Genomic DNA, 15534 nt, shown 5'->3' on the forward strand with positions numbered 1-15534 from the left:
AGAAAGGACGCCCTTGCGGGCGGCGCCTTTCGGCTCGCCCATGGTTGGCCCAGGTGCGGCCGGTCCGGCGACGAACGGCCCGGTTGGGGTGAGGGGTTGACTCTTAGGAGGGGGCGGGTTGGTCATGCTGCCCGCCCCCGGTTCGGGTTGTGGGCGATGGACCAGTCCAGGCCCCGCGCGATGACGTCGTCGTAGTAGCGCTGGGGCTGGGTCGCGTTGGCCCCCGCCCCCCTACTAAGAGCCTCTTCGACCTCGTTCCGGGTGAGGTCGCCGGATGCCACGAGGCGTCCCAGGGCGCGGGCGGCCCGGAGCAGGGTGGCGTTGCGGGTACCGTCAGCCGCCGTGGCGACGTTGCGCTCTTCAGCACGCAGTGCTGCGGCGGCGTACCCGCCGCGGTTCCGCAGAGCGTCCGGCACGGCGTGGCCGGGCCGCGGAGGGGGAGTCAGGGCGTTGTGGAGCCAGTCCGGCAGTGGGGCGGGCTCGTGGTCGCCCAGGACCGTGTACGCGCCGTTGGGGGTGGTGCTGCCCGGGGCGACGACGTAGCCGCCCCAGGCCCGGGTGTCGATGCGCGGGCCGAGCTGTCCGACCGTGCATCCCAGCCGGGTGCCGGGTGGGGTGGTGAAGTACCAGTGCTCACCGCCGGACGGCGTGCGGACCTGTCGTGTCACGGGGCGGGTGCCGGCGCGCTCGCAGAGCGCCTGCCAGGAATCTGTCCCCGAAGGGGCCCTTTCAGTGTTTCCCGGTTTGGGCACATCCAGGTCGATGACGAGCAGCCCGGCCGGGCCGGTCGCGATCCCGACGTTCCAACGGCCCCGGGCCCAAGCGGCGTGGATGAGGGACGGGTCGGTGGTGGCGCGCTGCTCGGGCTTGAGGTGCCCGTCCGAGCACCGGCCGGTACGTGGGCAGCGCTGCTCGCTGTGCCCGGCAGGGGACTTGGCGCCGGGGCGCAGGGGGATGACGGGCCAGCCGCGCTCGGCCGCATCCAGCGCGGAGGCGAGCAGGGGCAGGCTCCCGAGGTCGGTGGCCAGGGGTTCGGTCATGCGGCGGCCCTGCCTTCCGGGGCAAGGAACTGGGCGCCAATCCACTGGGTGTAGGCGGGCGGGATGCATTCGCGGATGCCGTCGCGGTTCATCCAGGGCACGCCCATGACCTTCCGGGCGAGGGGGACGCCGGAGAAGTTGCCGATGAACTGCCCGTACGCACCCGGAGGGACGGGGCGGCCCATCTTGGCCTGCGGCACGGCATGTCCGGAGTGCGGGAGCTGCGGGAGGCCCAAAGCTCCGCCGGCTTCGAAGTAGCGGTGCCGGTAGGTCTCCAGCCCCAGCATGGGCCCGCACAGCATCACCGGGCGCCGGAGCTTGGGCACCGCGCCCCGCACGTTCTCCATCACCCAGGAGCGGCCGGTGGATTCCAGCGCCGCGCGAGTGGGGGCGATCAGGTCGGGATGGGTATTGCCGCGGATGCGCTGGCATTCGCTGTCATGCTGGCACGGCGGGGAGGCGTGGATGAAGTCGAACTCCGCGCCGTACTCGCGGATGAAGGCGACCGCGTCCGCCTGCACGAAGGTGAAGGGGTAACGGGGCTGCGGGGCGATGTCGACGCCCACGACGTCGAAGCCAGCAAGGTGGTAGCCCATGCTGGCGCCGCCCTGGCAGCAGAACGCGTCCAGCAGACGCGGCCGGGAGACGGCTCGCCGGACCGGGGTGGGATGGGTCATGCTGGTAGCTCTCCTGTTTCTGTCGAAGGGACGGAGAGCCGGAGCGGCCGCGGTCTTGTGGTGAGAGGCGGCCGCTCCGGGCGTTTTCAGGCGCTGGTGCGCTTGAGGGTGAAGAAGCGCCGGCCGTAGGTCTCGTGCTGGACCAGGTAGCCGGAGCGAGCCAGCGCATTGAGGTCGCGGCGGGCGGTGGAACGCTTGGGGCCCCACCCGGCGCCCCGGTACAAACGGTGGGCGCGCAGGGTCGTCCACTCGCCGGATATGTGCCGGATGACGTCGAGGAGTCGGAGCCGCCGGGCGTTCAGCGGCGGGGCGAGGGTGACGGGCATGGTGCTGGTTCTCCTGCTTCTGTCGAAGGGGCGGAGAGCCGGGGCGGTCGCGGCCGGGTGGTGAGAGACGGGCCGCCCCGGGCGAATTCAGGCGTCGGTCGTGCAGACGGCGCAGTCACAGTCCTCGGGATGCGGGCAGTCACACCCGCACGGGTGCAGGACGCCAATGCAGTCGCAGCGGCACATGCCCTCGCCGCACGGCTCTTCATCGGTGCTGATGTCGTAGCCGAGCGGGGCGAGTTCGCTGTGGGCGTGGTCCAGGAACTCGGTGAGGGTCTGCGTGATGAGTGCGGCAGAGGCGAGGCCGGAGCGGGCTTCGGCGATGTGGTCGTCCGGTGTGCCGTAGTCGGCGGTGACCGCGCCCGTCTTGGTGAGCGTGGCCAGGAAGTCGGAGATCTGGTCGAAGCTCTGCGGCAGGCGCTGGGTGAGGAGCTTGAGGGACGCGACGACCTCGTACGCGTCGCCGGGGTAGGTCAGTTCTGCCTTGGTGCGCTGGGTGGCGTGGTTGAAGTCCCGGATTGCTTCAGCGGCGCGGATGGCCAGGGTGTTCGGGTCGGTGTCCGGCATGGCGGCTTCCTCTCCGGTCAGAAGGGCGGTTCGTTGCTGTAGCCGTTGGGGGCCCACGGGTCATCGGCGGCGCGGCGTCGGCGCAGCCACCGGGGGCGGCGCGGCAGGGGCATGAGCAGCCAGCTGCGGGTGATGTTCCAGCAGGTGCACAGGTACCAGTCGGTGCCCGCGTACTCGCCGGTCCCGTGGTCGCCGTAGTCCTCCTCGAAGTCGCCGTTGCCGTTGCACTGTGGGCAGTTGGGGTGGGGGGTGTCGCTGAGGATCAGTGCCGGGCGGGGCCAGGTGGCGTGTTGGATGCGCAAGCGGAGCATGGTGGGGGCTCCTGTCAGGTGTGGAAGTGGTTGCGTTTGATGACGGCCTTGCGGATGTTGACGACCGTGTTGCCGCCGCGGCTCGAACTGCCGAGTACCTGCACGGCGATGAAGCCGCCGAAGATGACCGCGGCGAGGATGATGAGCTGGGTGATCAGCGTGGTCAGGGCGGCGATGAACGTGGTGAGCATCAGCAGTCCGCCGCACACCGCGGCGAAGCCGATACCCCCGAGCGCGATGTTCGCGGCGGCCCGTGAGACGGGCGGCTTTGTGGCGGCGGGTTCGGGCTTGGTGGGGGCGATGGCGTAGCCGGTGACCACCTGCCCGTCGGGCAGGACGATGGACTGCACGGTGGGGATGCGGCCCGGCTGCACGGGCACCATCGGTGCCGCGTGCGCGACGGGCGTGGGGTGGTGGACGGCGCCGGCCGTCTCGGGCGGGCGGTAGCGGGTGGGTTCGTTCACCGTGAATTCCCCTGTCAGGGTCGCAGGTTGGCGAGGGCCTGGATGAGCGCGGTGCACAGGTTGCGGATGGGTCCGTCGGCGCCGGTTCCGGCGGTGAAGAAGCCGAGCAGGAACAGGACGATGGCGGGGCCGATGCCTCCGGCCCTGGACCGGACGATGAAGACGGCGGCGATGCCGAGCAGGAGGATCGCGGAGAGGTTGACCGCCACGGGCCAGACCTCCTTTCGGTCAGCGGGCGGGGCAGGAGGCAAGCAGCAGGCCGAGGACGACGGCCACGAGCGCGAAGCGCAGGATCGCGGTCATGCGGTCGGCGTCTTCCGGGAGCCTGCGCCCGGCGTCTTGGCGGCGGCTGCGTCGGCGGCGCGGCCCGTGCGGTAGGTGCGGGCCCACAGGTTGTAGAGGTGGCGTCCGCGGCGTATGCGGATGCCGTGGCCGTCGCAGCGGCGGCAGTGCTTGCCGCGCTGGGGCTTGCCGCGCTTGGTGTGGGTGAGCTGGAAGCCGAGTCCGTCGCAGCGGCGGCAGGTCTTCCACGGCGAGACCGCACACACTCCGATGTAACCAAGCGTGAGCAGAATCAGGGTGGCGCTAGCGAGCAGGGGAAGGGGCATGAGGGCCTCTCAGGGCGGGTTTCGGGGTTTTCGCAGGTGGGCCGCTAGGTGCTAGCGGCCTGATCAGGGGCGTTGTGGGTTGCTAGCGAGGTTGCTAGGTCTAGCGACCTTGCTCGCTAGACCTAGCGGCCCTCGGGGGCTAGCTGTCGCCCCGCTTCTTGTTGCGCTGCGTAATCGCGTCGAGGATGTGCTGACGCTCGATGCCGCGCCGGTTGGCGCCCTTGCCGTTCTCCGTCTTGCCCCACACCTGGCCGGTGGTGATGCCGTAGGGCTTGAGCGCGGCGGCGAGCTGGTCGGCCTTGGCACGGCCCTCCAGCTGGGCCCACTGGCCGTAGACAGCCTCGTTGTACTCGGCGAGGCGGTCGACGACGGTCTCCGACCACACCTTGTCCTCGCTGCGGCCAAGCACGACGGCGACATCGTCGAGGACCGCGTCCGCGCCGCGGCTCGTGCTCTCCTCGCCCGCGGCGTCGCCGGTCAGCGTCCCCTCGGCCTCGCGCAGGGCGCGGGCCCGGGCCAGGATCGTCTCGGCGTCGCGGCCGGTGGCCAGGTAGGTCCGCACGATCCCGGAGTCATCCGACATGCCCTTGAGCAGGCCAACGCCCTTGTGGGACTTGAGCAACTTGGATGCGTCCAGCCCTTCCCCGTACGACCCGGCGCCGAGCACCACCTCAGAGACGTGGTACGAGCCGACCCGCAGGGAGAAACGGGCCTGGTGCTGGTCGCGCAGGACCGACGGGCAGGCGGTGTCATCAGGCTTCTGCGTGGAGTTCATCACCGAGACGCCGACCGCCGGCGCGACGCGGGCGAGGTAGACGAGCAGGTCGAGGATGGTCTTGCCGTGGGTGGGGTGCTGCAGGTACTCCTGCACCTCGTCCACCACCACGAGGGTGAGCGGCATGTTCAGCTTCTTGTCCCGGCTGATCTCCGGGGTGAGCTTGCCCTCCGGGCAGATGTGCAACGGCAGTTCGGACAGCCGGTGGTAGCGGTCCTCCACGTCCGCCTTCAGCTCCATCAGCGCGTCAACGAGGTGCATCACCGGGTCGAAGCCGTCGCGCGGGACGATGCCGAAACCGATCCGGTGGGCGACCTTGGTGAAGGAACGCCAGTCCGGCGACGCCTTCCCGTCGAACACAATCAGGCGCACGTACGGGTCCAGGGCGGCGGCGAGCGCGATGGTGCGGGCGGAGAACGTCTTGCCCTGCCGCGGCACCGCGCCGACCAGCAGGGACAGCCACAGCATGGTGGCCATGACCGGGTTGCCGCGCTCGTCGACGCCCCACGGGAACGGTTTCCAGAAGTCCACCCGCGTCGCGCCGAGCAGCGGCGACTTCCCGGACGGGACGGCGAGCGGGTCACGGTCGGCGATCCAGTACGAGACCCGGCGTCCGCTGGTCTCGTCCTTGTCCATGAACAGCTGGGTCGGGGCGATGTCCATGCCCGAGGCGAGCCGGGCATGAGCCTTGACCGAGTCCTCGAAGGTCTTGCCGTACGGGAGGTCGACGACCACGCGCCAGCCGTCGCCGTCCCGGCCGATCGGCCGCGGGAACGCGATCGTCTGGCTCTTGTCGGTCAGCTTCGCCACCTCGTGCGCGCGGATGACGATGTCCGAGGAGAGCTTGCGCTTGCGGAAGGTCACCTTCGCGCGGTCGATGAGCGGCCGGTCGGCCGGCGCACCCGCCAGGCCCAGCCCCGTGGTCAGCGTCGTGAGCGCGAGGGCAAGCACCCAGGTCGGGGCCATGACCCACAACAGCAGCGCGACCGTGAGACCGACCAAACTCGCCACGGACGCGATAACCGAGCGCATCCGCACCCGATTGTCCCGCTGGCGCGACAACTTCAGGTAGGTGCCCGCGTCCTCATCCAGCACGGACGCCAGGCGCAGGGCCCGGCCCTCGGCGTCGAAGACCCACCGCCCCACGGCCGAGGACCAGCGCCAGGCCCCGCGCGGCGAGTAGGCGAGCAGCTTGGGAGTGTAGACGCACGGCAGCCGCAAGGCGTGGTAGCCGAGCATCGTGGAGTAGTGCCGCACCGCCCACTTACGGACAGCTTTGCGCTGGTCAGGCAGCTTCACCCAGTCAGGGAGGACGGGCTGACGGGCCTTGTCCCGCGCCTCCATCCACTCGCTGATGGACGGCGGGTAGACCTCCCGCGGCGGGTCGACGTCCGCGCCCTCGGTCAGTCCTTCGGCCTCGGGGTCCTCGGGGTCGGGAAGTTCGGCCTCCCACTCGCCCGCCTTCACCTCCCCCGGGGGCGAGGCCGTCGCGGCCGCGGGGACGAACTTCGGCTCGGGGGCAGACGTCGGCTCGGGGTCCTTCTTGAGCGGGAAGGTCAGGACCGCAGCGGACTTTTCCTCTTCCGGCGCCTCGACGGGCGGACCGGACACGTTCATCTCGGTCATGCTGGGGGTGCTCCTTCGCGGAGTTGAAGGGCCCGGCCGACGCTTTGGTCGGCAGGCGGCCGGGCCCGCTGCTTCGAGGGCAGGTTCAGAGCTGGTTGGGCTCCAGCGAGAAGAAGGTGACGTTCGCGCCCTGCATGCTGGGCACGGAGCGGACGACGATGGCGAGGATCGCCAGGAACGCGTCATGCCGCGTCGAGCCGGGCGGCGGGGTGAAGGCACCGTGGGTGGTGTAGGTCTCCCGCCCCGGCTGCTCCAGGGTGATGATGAAGAAGTGACTGCCCGGCTGAACCGGAGCAGCGCCGGGCTTCGGGTGGTTCACGACAACTCCCTTGTGGTGAACGGGGTTCAGGCGGCGCGTTGTGCGGTGTCGGGGTAGGCGCAGGGTGTGCAGGTCCCCAGCGAGGCCGGGATGACGTATCCGGCGTCCCGGCGGCACTGCGGGCACCGGCGGCGGGCCGCGTTGGCCTTCGCCAACGCCGCCCACCTCGCGGCCGTCATGGGACGGACGGGCTTGGCGCAGTCGATGCGGTAGAGGTAGGCGACCAGCGGGCCACGCCCTCGGCGGCGCCGTTCGAGCTGGGCAACGACCGGCTGACCGCCGGGGCGCAGCCCGGCGGCGCGGAGCTGGCGGTAGGTGGCCAGCCCGTCGGGCGCCAGGCGCCAGGGGTAGGTGGGCAGGGCAGCCATCAGGTGGCCGCACCTTCGCGCTCACGCTCCTGCTCTCGCTCTTGCTGGCGTTCGTGTTCGGCGTGGATGCGGCCGTTGACCCAGCCGACGGACCAGCCGGTCCGGTCGGCGATCTGCCGCACGGACAGACCGGCCACCATGCCGTCCTGAACGGCGGCGACGGCCTCGGGCTCGGTGAGCTTGCGGGGCGCCGAGGCGGTGTTCACCGGCTTCGGCTTGGCCGCCCGGACGGTCTTCTCCTGCTGTTCACGGGCCGTGCGAGCGGCCTGTTCACGAACGGCCCGTGCACGTTCGCGCTCCTGCCGCTCGCGCTGTTCACGCTCGGCTGCGGCGAGGCGTTCACGCTCGGCGCGTTCCGCCTGTTCACGGCGCTGGCGTTCTTCGCGTTCCTGCTCTTCACGCCGCCGGCGGGCCTGTTCCTCCCGCTCGGCCTGACGCGCCCGCTCCTGCCGCTCCTCACGCTCGCGCTCCACCTTCGCGGCGTGCTCGCGCTCTTCGCGCAGCCGGGCCGTCTCGCGGTCGGCGCGTTCACGCTCCAGGTGCTCGGCGTGTTCACGCTCCTCCCGTGCTGCCCGTTCGCGGGCGGTGCGTTCGCGTTCACGCTCGTCGCGCTCGCGTTGTTCACGGGCGGCGGCTTCGCGCTGTTCCCGTTCGGCCTCGGCGAGGCGTTCACGCTCGATCCGTTCCAGGGCCGAGGCGATGGCCCGGCGGTAGGCGAGACTCGCCTCCGCGGTGACGATGAGCAGGGTCGGGGCGACCGCGTGAACGGCCACCCCGACGAGGTTGTGGTGGAGCGCGGAGTCGCCGATGTTCAGGGCCAGGGTCATGGTCCCGGTCAGCCACCGCAGGACGGACGGCCACCCGCCGGCCTGCCCGCCGAGGCGGGCCACCGTGGAGTCGAGCATGATGACGATCACCACGGCGGCATCGACGACCAGCGGCAGGATCGGCGCCGTCCAGCCCCAACCCTGGGCAGTGACCCCGTACACGAGCGGGGTCACGGTCAGGACGCTGAAGAGCACGGCACCGACGGTGATGGCCCAGGTTCCGGCCGAGAGCGTCTGCTCCACCGACTTCAACTGCCCCGGGGTCAACGTGGCCAGCTTCACCCGGCACCGTCCCAACCCGCCGTGCCCGGCCGGCCATAGCGGCGGCCGTTGACCGTCTCGTCCGCGGACTCCAGGTCCAGAGCATTCAGCCACGGGATGCCGATGCGCTTCGCCGCGTACATCTGTTCATCGGCGATCCGCATCAGCGTGGGCAGATCCGCGCCGTCCGCGGGGCTGTGGGCGACCGTTCCGATGGAGGCCTCGACGGTCAGCTTCTGCCCCTCGAACCGCACCGGCTGTTCCAGGGCCCAGGCAAGGTCCTTCGGCTGCTGGACGTGGTCCTGAAAGCTGTGCACGCAGGTGAAGGCGGCGAACTCATCCCCGCCCAGCCGTGCGGCCATGCCCTCGTGGGCGCGCGCCCATGCGGCCAGGCGCTCGCCGGAGGCGCGGATGACCGCGTCCCCGGCCGCATGTCCGTGGGTGTCGTTGACCTGCTTGAAGCGGACCAAGTCGATGACGTAGATCGCAGTCGGGTACTTGGCCAGCGTCCTGGCCGCCCGTTCGGTGAACGCGTCGCGGGTCGGCAGACCGGTCAACGGGTCCCGCCGCGCGGCCTCAACCCGGCGCCGCAGCCGCAGGCTGTGCACCGACCACCCCGCCGCGATCGGCAAGGCGGCCGCCACAGTCGTGAGGATCTCGCTCACCGCCCACCCCCCACGGCGTTGGCCAGACCGGTCAGACCGGCGATCTCGTCACCGGTCAGCAGGGTGCGGTCGTTCAGAGCGTTCGCGACGGCGGTGATCTCCCGCCACAGGTGGTACATCTTGCGGCGGGCCATCCCCCGCACCATCCCCCAGGACTTCCCGAACACCGGAACGTGCACGCGTCCGAGCGGGTAGCCGTGCCTGGCCAGGACGTCGATGGCCAGTTCGCGGTCGTGGTCGGCCCGGCACGCGGCCGCCCGCTCGGGCGTCCACAGCCCGTAGGCCAACAGGTAGTGTGCGCTGGCCAGTTCGCCGACCGCGCACTGCGCGGCGAACTGCCACGGCGAAGCGCCATCCACGCGAATGTCGGTCTTGCCGGTCGCCGCCCAACCGCCGTCGTCATCGGTGGCCCAGGCGATGACCTCGCTGGTCTTGACGTGTATCCCGTAGGCCAGGGCCAGCACCGCGTGGCCAGCCTCGTGGAAGGCGATGCTCAGCCGTGCCGCCTCGTAGCCCAGCGGCATGTTGAAGGTGGCGCGCGGCTTGCCGGTGTGGTCGGTCAGTTCCTCGGGGGCGGGGGCGGTGGTCCTCATGCCGCCTCACCCGCCTGCGCGGAACGCTCGGTGGTGCAGGCGGCGCGGAGGAACGGCACGGTGCGGGTGAGCGCGTCGGCGTACAGCGCGTCCCAGGCTGCGATCTCGTCGCCCGCCGCGCCCTGCTCGGACAAGTCGGCGATGATCGCGTGGGCCACGTCCAGCCGGGCGGCCCGCTCCTCGGCGGACTCCGGCCCCAGCGGGCCGCGGAACAGGTCGCGGTCGATGCCGGCGGGCAACTCCTGCATGCCGAGGGCCAGCTCGGCGAACTCGGCGGCGTTCAGCACCTCGTGGGTGCCGACGTACGTACGCATGGTCTCTCCTGAGTCGAAGGGACGGAGAAGCCGGGCCGGTCGCGGTGAAGTCGGTGAGAGGCGACCGCCCCGGAAGCGCGATGAGCGTCAGACGGTGGCGATGAGGAGCCCGGCGACCAGCAGCCACAGGTGATGCCAGCTCTGATCGAGCGCATAGGCGCCCGTACCGAGATGTGCGGCGGGCTTGCCCTCGGCCGTCACGGGGTGCGCCGGGTGAGCGGCGGTGCCGAGGCTGTAGAACTCGCCCTTGTCGCACAGCCGGGCGAGGCGCTGGAGGGTGGTGCGCCGGTCGGCCCAGTAGTGCGTCACGGCGTCCACGCCGAGCCCCAGGGCCAGGCCCAGGATCGTGACATGGAGGTGGAGGAGCGCGACGACGGGGGCGAGGACGGCCCCCTTCGTGAGGGTGAGGCCGAGCACGTGGCGGGCGCAGGCGAAGCGGCCGACCCAGCCGGGCAGGCCCTTCTCGGCGGACTGGCAGGAACTCTGCACCCAGTGGTCCCCGACGCTGTGCCCGACGTACAGGGCGATGAAGACGGCGGCGAATAAGGCGGCCATGATGGCGATACCTCTCGTGTCAGCGATGGTGTGGGAGGCCCGGGGCGGCCGGCGAGTTTGGCAACCAGGCGGCCGCCCCGGGGCGAAGTCGGCGGTTGCGCTGGGACCGGAGCATCGCCTCGAAGGCGCGCTGCGGGTCGCTGTAGCGGGTGTGGCTGGTGCCGTCCGAGCGGGTCGTCGTCTCGTTGCCGTCCCGGTCCGTGACCCTCGTCGTGGTCTCGCCGTTCTGCGTCACGACGGCCGTCGTCGCACCGTCCTCGTGCCGGGTGGAGAAGTTCTGACCGCCGTGGACGGTCCCGTGGTTGACGAACCCCCGGGTGAAGCTCTCGCTCATGGCCGTACCCCCTCGTGCGAAATGAGTGAAGGGAGAACCGGGACGGCCATGGTGAGAGGACGACCGTCCCGCAGAGCCAACTTCGGCTCCCCGCACCCCGCACGTACGGCGTGACGCCGGACGCGCGGAGGAGGCAACCGACCCCAGCGCAGGAAGCGCTGCGGCTACCGGTCGAACGCGGCGAGACCTCCGGATACAGGTCCGGCTCATCTCGCCCGGCGGTAGATGTCGTGAAGGGCTTCACCGGAAGGCCGTTGCCACGGCCGACCGGTCCCGAGCCTTGAATCGGGTGCGTCATCGTCGCTGCTCTGACGCCAGCAGGGCGGCGCGCACCAGGTGGCAGCCACAGGAGTTGACCTCCAGAAATGAAGGGATGATCCCCCGGACTGTTCTCCAGAGCTGATGCACAGGGCAGGACAGGTTCGCCTGCCACCAAGTGGCTCGCCAGCGGCCATCACCCGGGCCGTTGCGGGGACAGGGACTCACACCCCCGTCGAATCGCACGCTGTTGAGTTCTCAAAGAACGAGCGCTTCCGGCAAAGCTTGTAGCCCTCTGATCAGGGCTCCCGTCTCCACGGGACTCGCCGAAGTCACGAGTAGTTAGTGGATCAAAACCGCAGGTCACGCCCTTACAGGCGCCTCTCGACCCGTCCAGCATCACCTAGCATGCACTAGCTCAAGCTAGCTGGCAAGCCCTTGTTCGCCCCTCGCGCCCCGGCTTCGCAGATACGCTCGTTGTCATGAGCGGAGTGGTGGGAGACTCAAGATCGAAGCCCGCGAAGGTGGCGGACGCACTACGGGACGCCATCGACGCCGGCGAGTACCCCGAGGGCAAGCTTCCGACGGTGCGGGAGCTGGCAGCGCAGTTCGGGTATGCCTCGCAGACCATTCGGGACGGCTTGGCAATCCTGGTCTCGGAGGAACGCATCGCTTCCGCCGGGAACAGGGGGTACTTCGTTGCCGCGCCGGATTCCAAAGGAGGCCCGAGACGTAAGACCGGGCCGTCTGATGAAATCAAGGAAATGCGCCTCCAGATTCAGGAACTCACTGAACGGGTGGCCGCACTTGAAGCGCGCGCCGATTCGGGCGGTGCGTGAACTGAGGAACAGCATGCCGAGGCCAGACCCGTGAAATAAGTGACAGCTGGGGGGCATGCCCGGCCACCGGGGGACAGGCAGATGTCACCCAGGTGTCCCTTGACTGTCCCCCTGGTGGTTGCGTCACGCTCGCGTACGAGTCAAAGGAGGGCGAATGACCGATGACAGGCCTGCTTGGGCGCGACGCATCGCGGCTGAGCGACGGGCGCGCGGCTGGTCGCAGCTTGACTGCGTACGGGCCCTACGGGCCCACGCACCAACGGAACTTCCATCTGACGACAGCATGGTGCGGCAGTGGAAGCGCTGGGAAGCCGGTACGACGCCGGGCGACTTCTACAAACCCCTTATCGCGGCCGTGTTCGGGACAGTCACTCACGCCCTATTTCCATCTGAGGGCACACGGGATGGCGACAAGGAGATCCTGGCTGCCAGCGGGATGGAAACGCTGGAAATCGTGAGCAGACTCAATCGGTCAGACGTCGATACGGCGACCATGGATGCAGTCCGGATCACAGTGGATCGCCTGTGCTCGGAGTATCCCTACATGCCGAGCGCACAGCTCCTCATTGAGGGGCGCCAGTGGCTCCGACGACTGGCTGACCTCACCTCAAAAACCCTGACCCTGTCGCAGCACCGTGAGGTGCTGGCAATGGCGGGCTGGCTCGCGCTGCTCGTTGGCTGCGTCGAATACGACACGGGCGATAGGCACGCTGCCGAATCCACCAGGCAGGCGGCCATGTCCCTGGCCGTCGAGTCCGACCACCGGGAAGTACTCGGTTGGTCCCATGAGATGCGGGCTTGGTTCGCACTGACCTCAGGGGACTATCGGGGGGTGATAGTGGCGGCACAGGCCGGAGCCGAAGCAGCCGGCAAGCGTGGCGTGGCCGTCCAACTGGCCGCCCAGGAAGCCAAAGCGTGGGCGCGCATCAGGGATCGTCGAAAGATGGAAGTGGCCTTGGACCGTGGGCGGCAGCTCCTGGAGGGGATGCCCTACCCGGACAATATCGACCACCATTTCGTGGTGGATCCCGCAAAGTACGACTTCTACGCCATGGACTGCTACAGGCTGGCAGGAGAGGACAAGTTGGCGCGGACTCTGGCGGAGGAAGTACTCCGTGCAGGGACGGACTTCGACGGCACGGAGCGCCGCCCGATGCGTAACGCGGAGGCGCGGGTCACCCTCGGCGTGGCGGCTGCGCGAGCCGGAGAGCTGGAGGAGGCTCTCATCCTCGGGGAGCGCGCGTTGCAAGGAAATCGCCAGTCGGCGCCGTCCCTCCTCTTGGCCAGCCGCGAGCTGGCCGGAGTCGTCAAGCAGCGGTTCAGTCATGTGCCGGAAGCACAGGAGTACCTGACGCACTTGCAAGATCTGGGGCGGGTGACGCCCGGCTTCCTTCCCTCATAGAGACACAGAGGACTTGAGGCCTCTCCTTGAGCGGAGGCCTCTTACGTGTCGGAGTCGATATCCGGCGCCCCAGCCGCTACCTACCCGAGCATGTCGGACCGTGCTGGTAGATCTTTAGCATGACTCTTCCTGTCGCAATCGAACCGCACGTCGCCTTCACTGACCTGCGGACAGCCGACCTTGTGGTGGACGCGCTGTATGCCGGCGGAACGAACGGGAACTCAGGCGATGACCCCATTTCCAAGCTGATAGCGGGAGTTGGCAACCAGGGCGGCTTCCGCTACGCCGGTTCCCCAACGAAGCGGACAGTGCGGCTGGCTGTGCTCTACACCAGCGGTGGCGAGGTGGACTGGCCCGATCATCTCGACGTACAGACCGGCACGTTCACCTATTACGGCGACAACAAGACCCCGGGACGGAGCCTGCATGACACCCCGCGGTCCGGCAACGTCCTGCTGCGAGATGCCTTCGCAGCCTCTCACGGGACCCCTGTCGAACGCGGAGCAGGCGTGCCGCCGTTCTTCCTGTTCGAGAAGGCAGGCCCAACAGGACGGTCGGTGCGGTTCCGAGGGCTGCTCGCTCCGGGCGGCCCGACGATGACGTCTGACGACGAGCTGGCCGCGATCTGGCGCTCTACAGCAGGCCAGCGCTTCCAGAACTACCGGTCACGCTTCACCGTGCTCGACCACGACCGGATCCCCCGCTCCTGGATCGAGCACCTCCTCCAGGGCAGGGATCCGCTCGGAGACGGCTGCCCTGACGTGTGGCGGACATGGGCCCAGAGCCGGGTCTACCGGCCCTTGCTCGCCCCTTCCACCACTGCTATCCGCTCCAAAACAGACCAGCTACCCGACGACTCGGCCGGCCAGGCCATGCTGGATGAGATCCGAAGCTACTTCCGCGGGCGGGAACATGCCTTTGAAGCCTGCGCAGTAGCCGTCTGGCGACTGATCGCCCCGGCTACCGGGACGGTGGATGTGACGCGGCCAAGCCGTGACGGCGGACGGGATGCTGTGGGTTCATATGCCCTAGGACCGCCAGCGGCCCCGATCAGCATCGACTTTGCTTTGGAAGCCAAGTGTTACGGGCCCGACAACAGCGTCGGTGTCCGGGAAGTTTCACGGCTTATCTCCCGCATCCGACACCGCAACTTTGGGGTACTCGTCACCACTTCACACTTCAACCGACAGGTTCAAGACGAGGTGCACGAGGACGGACACCCGATCGCCCTCGTCTGCGGACGCGACATCACAGACGCGCTCCGGCAACACGGCAGAACGACGTCTGCGGCGGTGCGCGACTGGCTACAGCAGAGCTTTCCTCACACTCAATAGGGTCAGGTACAGGAGCATGAATCTTGCACTGTGCAAGATCCACCGAGTCAGCGATACTTGGTGCATGCCAGCGGAGACCAGCGACAACGATGAGTCGAGAGCACCAGACGGGACGCTGTGGTGGGAACTCTCCATCCAGCCCGGTACGAAGGCGAAGCGCTTCGGCCAGGAGCCGCGCCTCGCGGCCTGGTTGTGGTTCAACAAGCACGTGGGCGACACGTTCACGATGCGAGAGCTGCGTGCCGCCCTGGGGCCAGACATTGCCCAGGACGCTGAGCATTTGAACCGGCGCCTGCGTGAGCTCCGTAAGTGTGATTGGGGCATTCCCTCGCAGCGCAGCGATGGCACTCTGGCTCCCGACGAGTACCGGCTGCAGGAAAAAGGTGCGCAGATCTGGCTTGACGGCGAGCGGGCGAAGTACAAGAAATTCTCCCCAAGTGCCCGTATCCGTCGACTGGTCATGGATCAAGATGGATCGCGATGCAGGATCTGTGGACTAGGCGCGGATGACACGTACCCCGAAGACGGCGCGCGGGTCCGGCTCACCATTGGCCACCTCGTTCCACAGGAAAGGCTCAAGTCCAGAGGAGCCAGGGACGACCTCAACAACTGGCGTACTGAGTGCTCCCGCTGCAACGAGACCGTACGTGATGAAATACCGGACCCGGAGCAACTGGACGAAGTTCTGGCAGGGCTGAAGCGGCTCACCGGCAAGGAGGCGGGAGAGTTGCTCAACTGGATTCGTAAGGGCGAACGACCCCGTTCCAGAGTTGACCAGGCATACGACCGCGCACGCCAACTGTCTGAGCCGGACCGTGAAGCGGTGATCGATCACTTGGCCAAACGCGTCGGCGAAACCGGCTGACCAGCCTGCGCCTCCTCTGCTGGCGGTGCTGCACCAGATCAGTGCAGCACCGCCGACGGATGAGGGAGGAGGCGGCCTCTCACTGCGCATCCTCAGCGCAGTGAAAGACGCAACTCCTGGCAGGAAGCCTCCGCAAGAGACAGGGCTACAAGTAACCCCCGCTGAACGCAGGGGCACGGCGCGGATCTCTAGGGTCCAGGAATACG

At 68.9% G+C, this 15534-nt stretch carries 21 protein-coding genes; 4 read left to right on the forward strand and 17 right to left on the reverse strand.

The annotated features are described in order from the left end of the window. Positions 1-122: 122 nt before the first annotated feature. The 17 genes from AB8735_RS14650 to AB8735_RS14730 all read right to left on the reverse strand — a co-directional run bounded on the left by AB8735_RS14650 (position 123) and on the right by AB8735_RS14730 (position 10630). Positions 123-1040 carry a bifunctional DNA primase/polymerase gene (locus AB8735_RS14650; protein ID WP_372407739.1) on the reverse strand — a complete coding sequence of 306 codons (918 nt, stop codon included), beginning with the start codon at positions 1038-1040 and terminating at the stop codon, positions 123-125. Further along, positions 1037-1717: an SAM-dependent methyltransferase gene (locus tag AB8735_RS14655; RefSeq protein WP_372407740.1), complete on the reverse strand. Its 681-nt coding sequence runs from the start codon at positions 1715-1717 to the stop codon at positions 1037-1039. The genes AB8735_RS14650 and AB8735_RS14655 overlap by 4 nt, the downstream gene beginning before the upstream one ends. Positions 1718-1803: 86 nt before the next feature. Then, positions 1804-2043, reverse strand: coding sequence for a hypothetical protein (locus AB8735_RS14660; RefSeq protein WP_372407741.1), 240 nt, complete (start codon positions 2041-2043; stop codon positions 1804-1806). Between the two features lie 87 nt (positions 2044-2130). Continuing rightward, the gene (locus AB8735_RS14665; RefSeq protein ID WP_372407742.1) at positions 2131-2610 is read right to left on the reverse strand and encodes a hypothetical protein; all 480 of its coding nucleotides are present in this window, start codon (positions 2608-2610) and stop codon (positions 2131-2133) included. Between the two features lie 17 nt (positions 2611-2627). Then, entirely contained in the window at positions 2628-2921 is a 294-nt protein-coding gene (locus tag AB8735_RS14670) for a hypothetical protein (RefSeq protein WP_372407744.1), read from the reverse strand. Positions 2922-2935: 14 nt separating this feature from the next. Beyond that, entirely contained in the window at positions 2936-3385 is a 450-nt protein-coding gene (locus AB8735_RS14675; protein ID WP_372407745.1) for a hypothetical protein, read from the reverse strand. Positions 3386-3399: 14 nt separating this feature from the next. Then, complete coding sequence (locus AB8735_RS14680; protein WP_372407747.1) at positions 3400-3594, reverse strand: hypothetical protein; 195 nt, start codon at positions 3592-3594, stop codon at positions 3400-3402. 90 nt (positions 3595-3684) lie between these two features. Beyond that, positions 3685-3993, reverse strand: a complete 309-nt coding sequence (locus AB8735_RS14685; RefSeq protein ID WP_372407749.1) for a hypothetical protein — start codon at positions 3991-3993, stop codon at positions 3685-3687. Positions 3994-4132: 139 nt separating this feature from the next. After that, complete coding sequence (locus AB8735_RS14690; RefSeq protein ID WP_372407750.1) at positions 4133-6394, reverse strand: cell division protein FtsK; 2262 nt, start codon at positions 6392-6394, stop codon at positions 4133-4135. 85 nt (positions 6395-6479) lie between these two features. Continuing rightward, a complete protein-coding gene (locus tag AB8735_RS14695; RefSeq protein WP_372407752.1) occupies positions 6480-6713 on the reverse strand; it encodes a hypothetical protein in 234 nt (77 codons plus the stop codon). 26 nt (positions 6714-6739) lie between these two features. Further along, on the reverse strand, positions 6740-7081 hold the full coding sequence (locus AB8735_RS14700; protein WP_372407754.1) for an RRQRL motif-containing zinc-binding protein: 342 nt from the start codon (positions 7079-7081) through the stop codon (positions 6740-6742). Continuing rightward, entirely contained in the window at positions 7081-8190 is a 1110-nt protein-coding gene (locus AB8735_RS14705; protein ID WP_372407755.1) for a DUF2637 domain-containing protein, read from the reverse strand. Before AB8735_RS14705 ends, AB8735_RS14700 begins: the two co-directional genes overlap by 1 nt. Further along, positions 8187-8834 carry a GGDEF domain-containing protein gene (locus tag AB8735_RS14710; RefSeq protein WP_372407756.1) on the reverse strand — a complete coding sequence of 216 codons (648 nt, stop codon included), beginning with the start codon at positions 8832-8834 and terminating at the stop codon, positions 8187-8189. The genes AB8735_RS14705 and AB8735_RS14710 overlap by 4 nt, the downstream gene beginning before the upstream one ends. After that, complete coding sequence (locus tag AB8735_RS14715; RefSeq protein ID WP_372407758.1) at positions 8831-9427, reverse strand: hypothetical protein; 597 nt, start codon at positions 9425-9427, stop codon at positions 8831-8833. Before AB8735_RS14715 ends, AB8735_RS14710 begins: the two co-directional genes overlap by 4 nt. Then, positions 9424-9741, reverse strand: a complete 318-nt coding sequence (locus tag AB8735_RS14720) for a hypothetical protein (RefSeq protein WP_372407759.1) — start codon at positions 9739-9741, stop codon at positions 9424-9426. Before AB8735_RS14720 ends, AB8735_RS14715 begins: the two co-directional genes overlap by 4 nt. A gap of 87 nt (positions 9742-9828) precedes the next feature. Beyond that, positions 9829-10299 (reverse strand): transcriptional regulator, encoded by a 471-nt coding sequence (locus AB8735_RS14725; protein WP_372411848.1) that lies wholly within the window; start codon positions 10297-10299, stop codon positions 9829-9831. A 16-nt stretch (positions 10300-10315) separates the two neighbouring features. Beyond that, a complete protein-coding gene (locus AB8735_RS14730) occupies positions 10316-10630 on the reverse strand; it encodes a hypothetical protein (RefSeq protein WP_372407761.1) in 315 nt (104 codons plus the stop codon). Between the two features lie 740 nt (positions 10631-11370). Between AB8735_RS14730 and AB8735_RS14735 the strand changes: the two genes are divergently transcribed. The 4 genes from AB8735_RS14735 to AB8735_RS14750 all read left to right on the forward strand — a co-directional run bounded on the left by AB8735_RS14735 (position 11371) and on the right by AB8735_RS14750 (position 15328). Further along, on the forward strand, positions 11371-11727 hold the full coding sequence (locus AB8735_RS14735; RefSeq protein WP_372407764.1) for a winged helix-turn-helix domain-containing protein: 357 nt from the start codon (positions 11371-11373) through the stop codon (positions 11725-11727). Positions 11728-11881: 154 nt separating this feature from the next. Then, a complete protein-coding gene (locus AB8735_RS14740) occupies positions 11882-13129 on the forward strand; it encodes an XRE family transcriptional regulator (RefSeq protein WP_372407766.1) in 1248 nt (415 codons plus the stop codon). A gap of 119 nt (positions 13130-13248) precedes the next feature. Next, positions 13249-14463 carry a restriction endonuclease gene (locus AB8735_RS14745; RefSeq protein WP_372407768.1) on the forward strand — a complete coding sequence of 405 codons (1215 nt, stop codon included), beginning with the start codon at positions 13249-13251 and terminating at the stop codon, positions 14461-14463. Between the two features lie 64 nt (positions 14464-14527). Beyond that, positions 14528-15328 (forward strand): HNH endonuclease, encoded by an 801-nt coding sequence (locus AB8735_RS14750; protein ID WP_372407769.1) that lies wholly within the window; start codon positions 14528-14530, stop codon positions 15326-15328. The last annotated feature ends 206 nt before the right edge of the window (positions 15329-15534 follow it).

The sequence above is a fragment of the Streptomyces luteireticuli genome, assembly GCF_041519305.1.
Lineage (GTDB): Bacteria > Actinomycetota > Actinomycetes > Streptomycetales > Streptomycetaceae > Streptomyces > Streptomyces luteireticuli.

Excerpts from the sequence above, each read along its gene's own strand:
- AB8735_RS14650 (WP_372407739.1), bottom strand. The coding sequence starts at position 1,040 with ATGACCGAACCCCTGGCCACCGACCTCGGGAGCCTGCCCCTGCTCGCC.
- AB8735_RS14655 (WP_372407740.1), bottom strand. The coding sequence starts at position 1,717 with ATGACCCATCCCACCCCGGTCCGGCGAGCCGTCTCCCGGCCGCGTCTG.
- AB8735_RS14660 (WP_372407741.1), bottom strand. The coding sequence starts at position 2,043 with ATGCCCGTCACCCTCGCCCCGCCGCTGAACGCCCGGCGGCTCCGACTC.
- AB8735_RS14665 (WP_372407742.1), bottom strand. The coding sequence starts at position 2,610 with ATGCCGGACACCGACCCGAACACCCTGGCCATCCGCGCCGCTGAAGCA.
- AB8735_RS14670 (WP_372407744.1), bottom strand. The coding sequence starts at position 2,921 with ATGCTCCGCTTGCGCATCCAACACGCCACCTGGCCCCGCCCGGCACTG.
- AB8735_RS14685 (WP_372407749.1), bottom strand. The coding sequence starts at position 3,993 with ATGCCCCTTCCCCTGCTCGCTAGCGCCACCCTGATTCTGCTCACGCTT.
- AB8735_RS14690 (WP_372407750.1), bottom strand. The coding sequence starts at position 6,394 with ATGACCGAGATGAACGTGTCCGGTCCGCCCGTCGAGGCGCCGGAAGAG.
- AB8735_RS14700 (WP_372407754.1), bottom strand. The coding sequence starts at position 7,081 with ATGGCTGCCCTGCCCACCTACCCCTGGCGCCTGGCGCCCGACGGGCTG.
- AB8735_RS14715 (WP_372407758.1), bottom strand. The coding sequence starts at position 9,427 with ATGAGGACCACCGCCCCCGCCCCCGAGGAACTGACCGACCACACCGGC.
- AB8735_RS14720 (WP_372407759.1), bottom strand. The coding sequence starts at position 9,741 with ATGCGTACGTACGTCGGCACCCACGAGGTGCTGAACGCCGCCGAGTTC.
- AB8735_RS14730 (WP_372407761.1), bottom strand. The coding sequence starts at position 10,630 with ATGAGCGAGAGCTTCACCCGGGGGTTCGTCAACCACGGGACCGTCCAC.
- AB8735_RS14735 (WP_372407764.1), top strand. The coding sequence starts at position 11,371 with ATGAGCGGAGTGGTGGGAGACTCAAGATCGAAGCCCGCGAAGGTGGCG.
- AB8735_RS14740 (WP_372407766.1), top strand. The coding sequence starts at position 11,882 with ATGACCGATGACAGGCCTGCTTGGGCGCGACGCATCGCGGCTGAGCGA.
- AB8735_RS14745 (WP_372407768.1), top strand. The coding sequence starts at position 13,249 with ATGACTCTTCCTGTCGCAATCGAACCGCACGTCGCCTTCACTGACCTG.
- AB8735_RS14750 (WP_372407769.1), top strand. The coding sequence starts at position 14,528 with ATGCCAGCGGAGACCAGCGACAACGATGAGTCGAGAGCACCAGACGGG.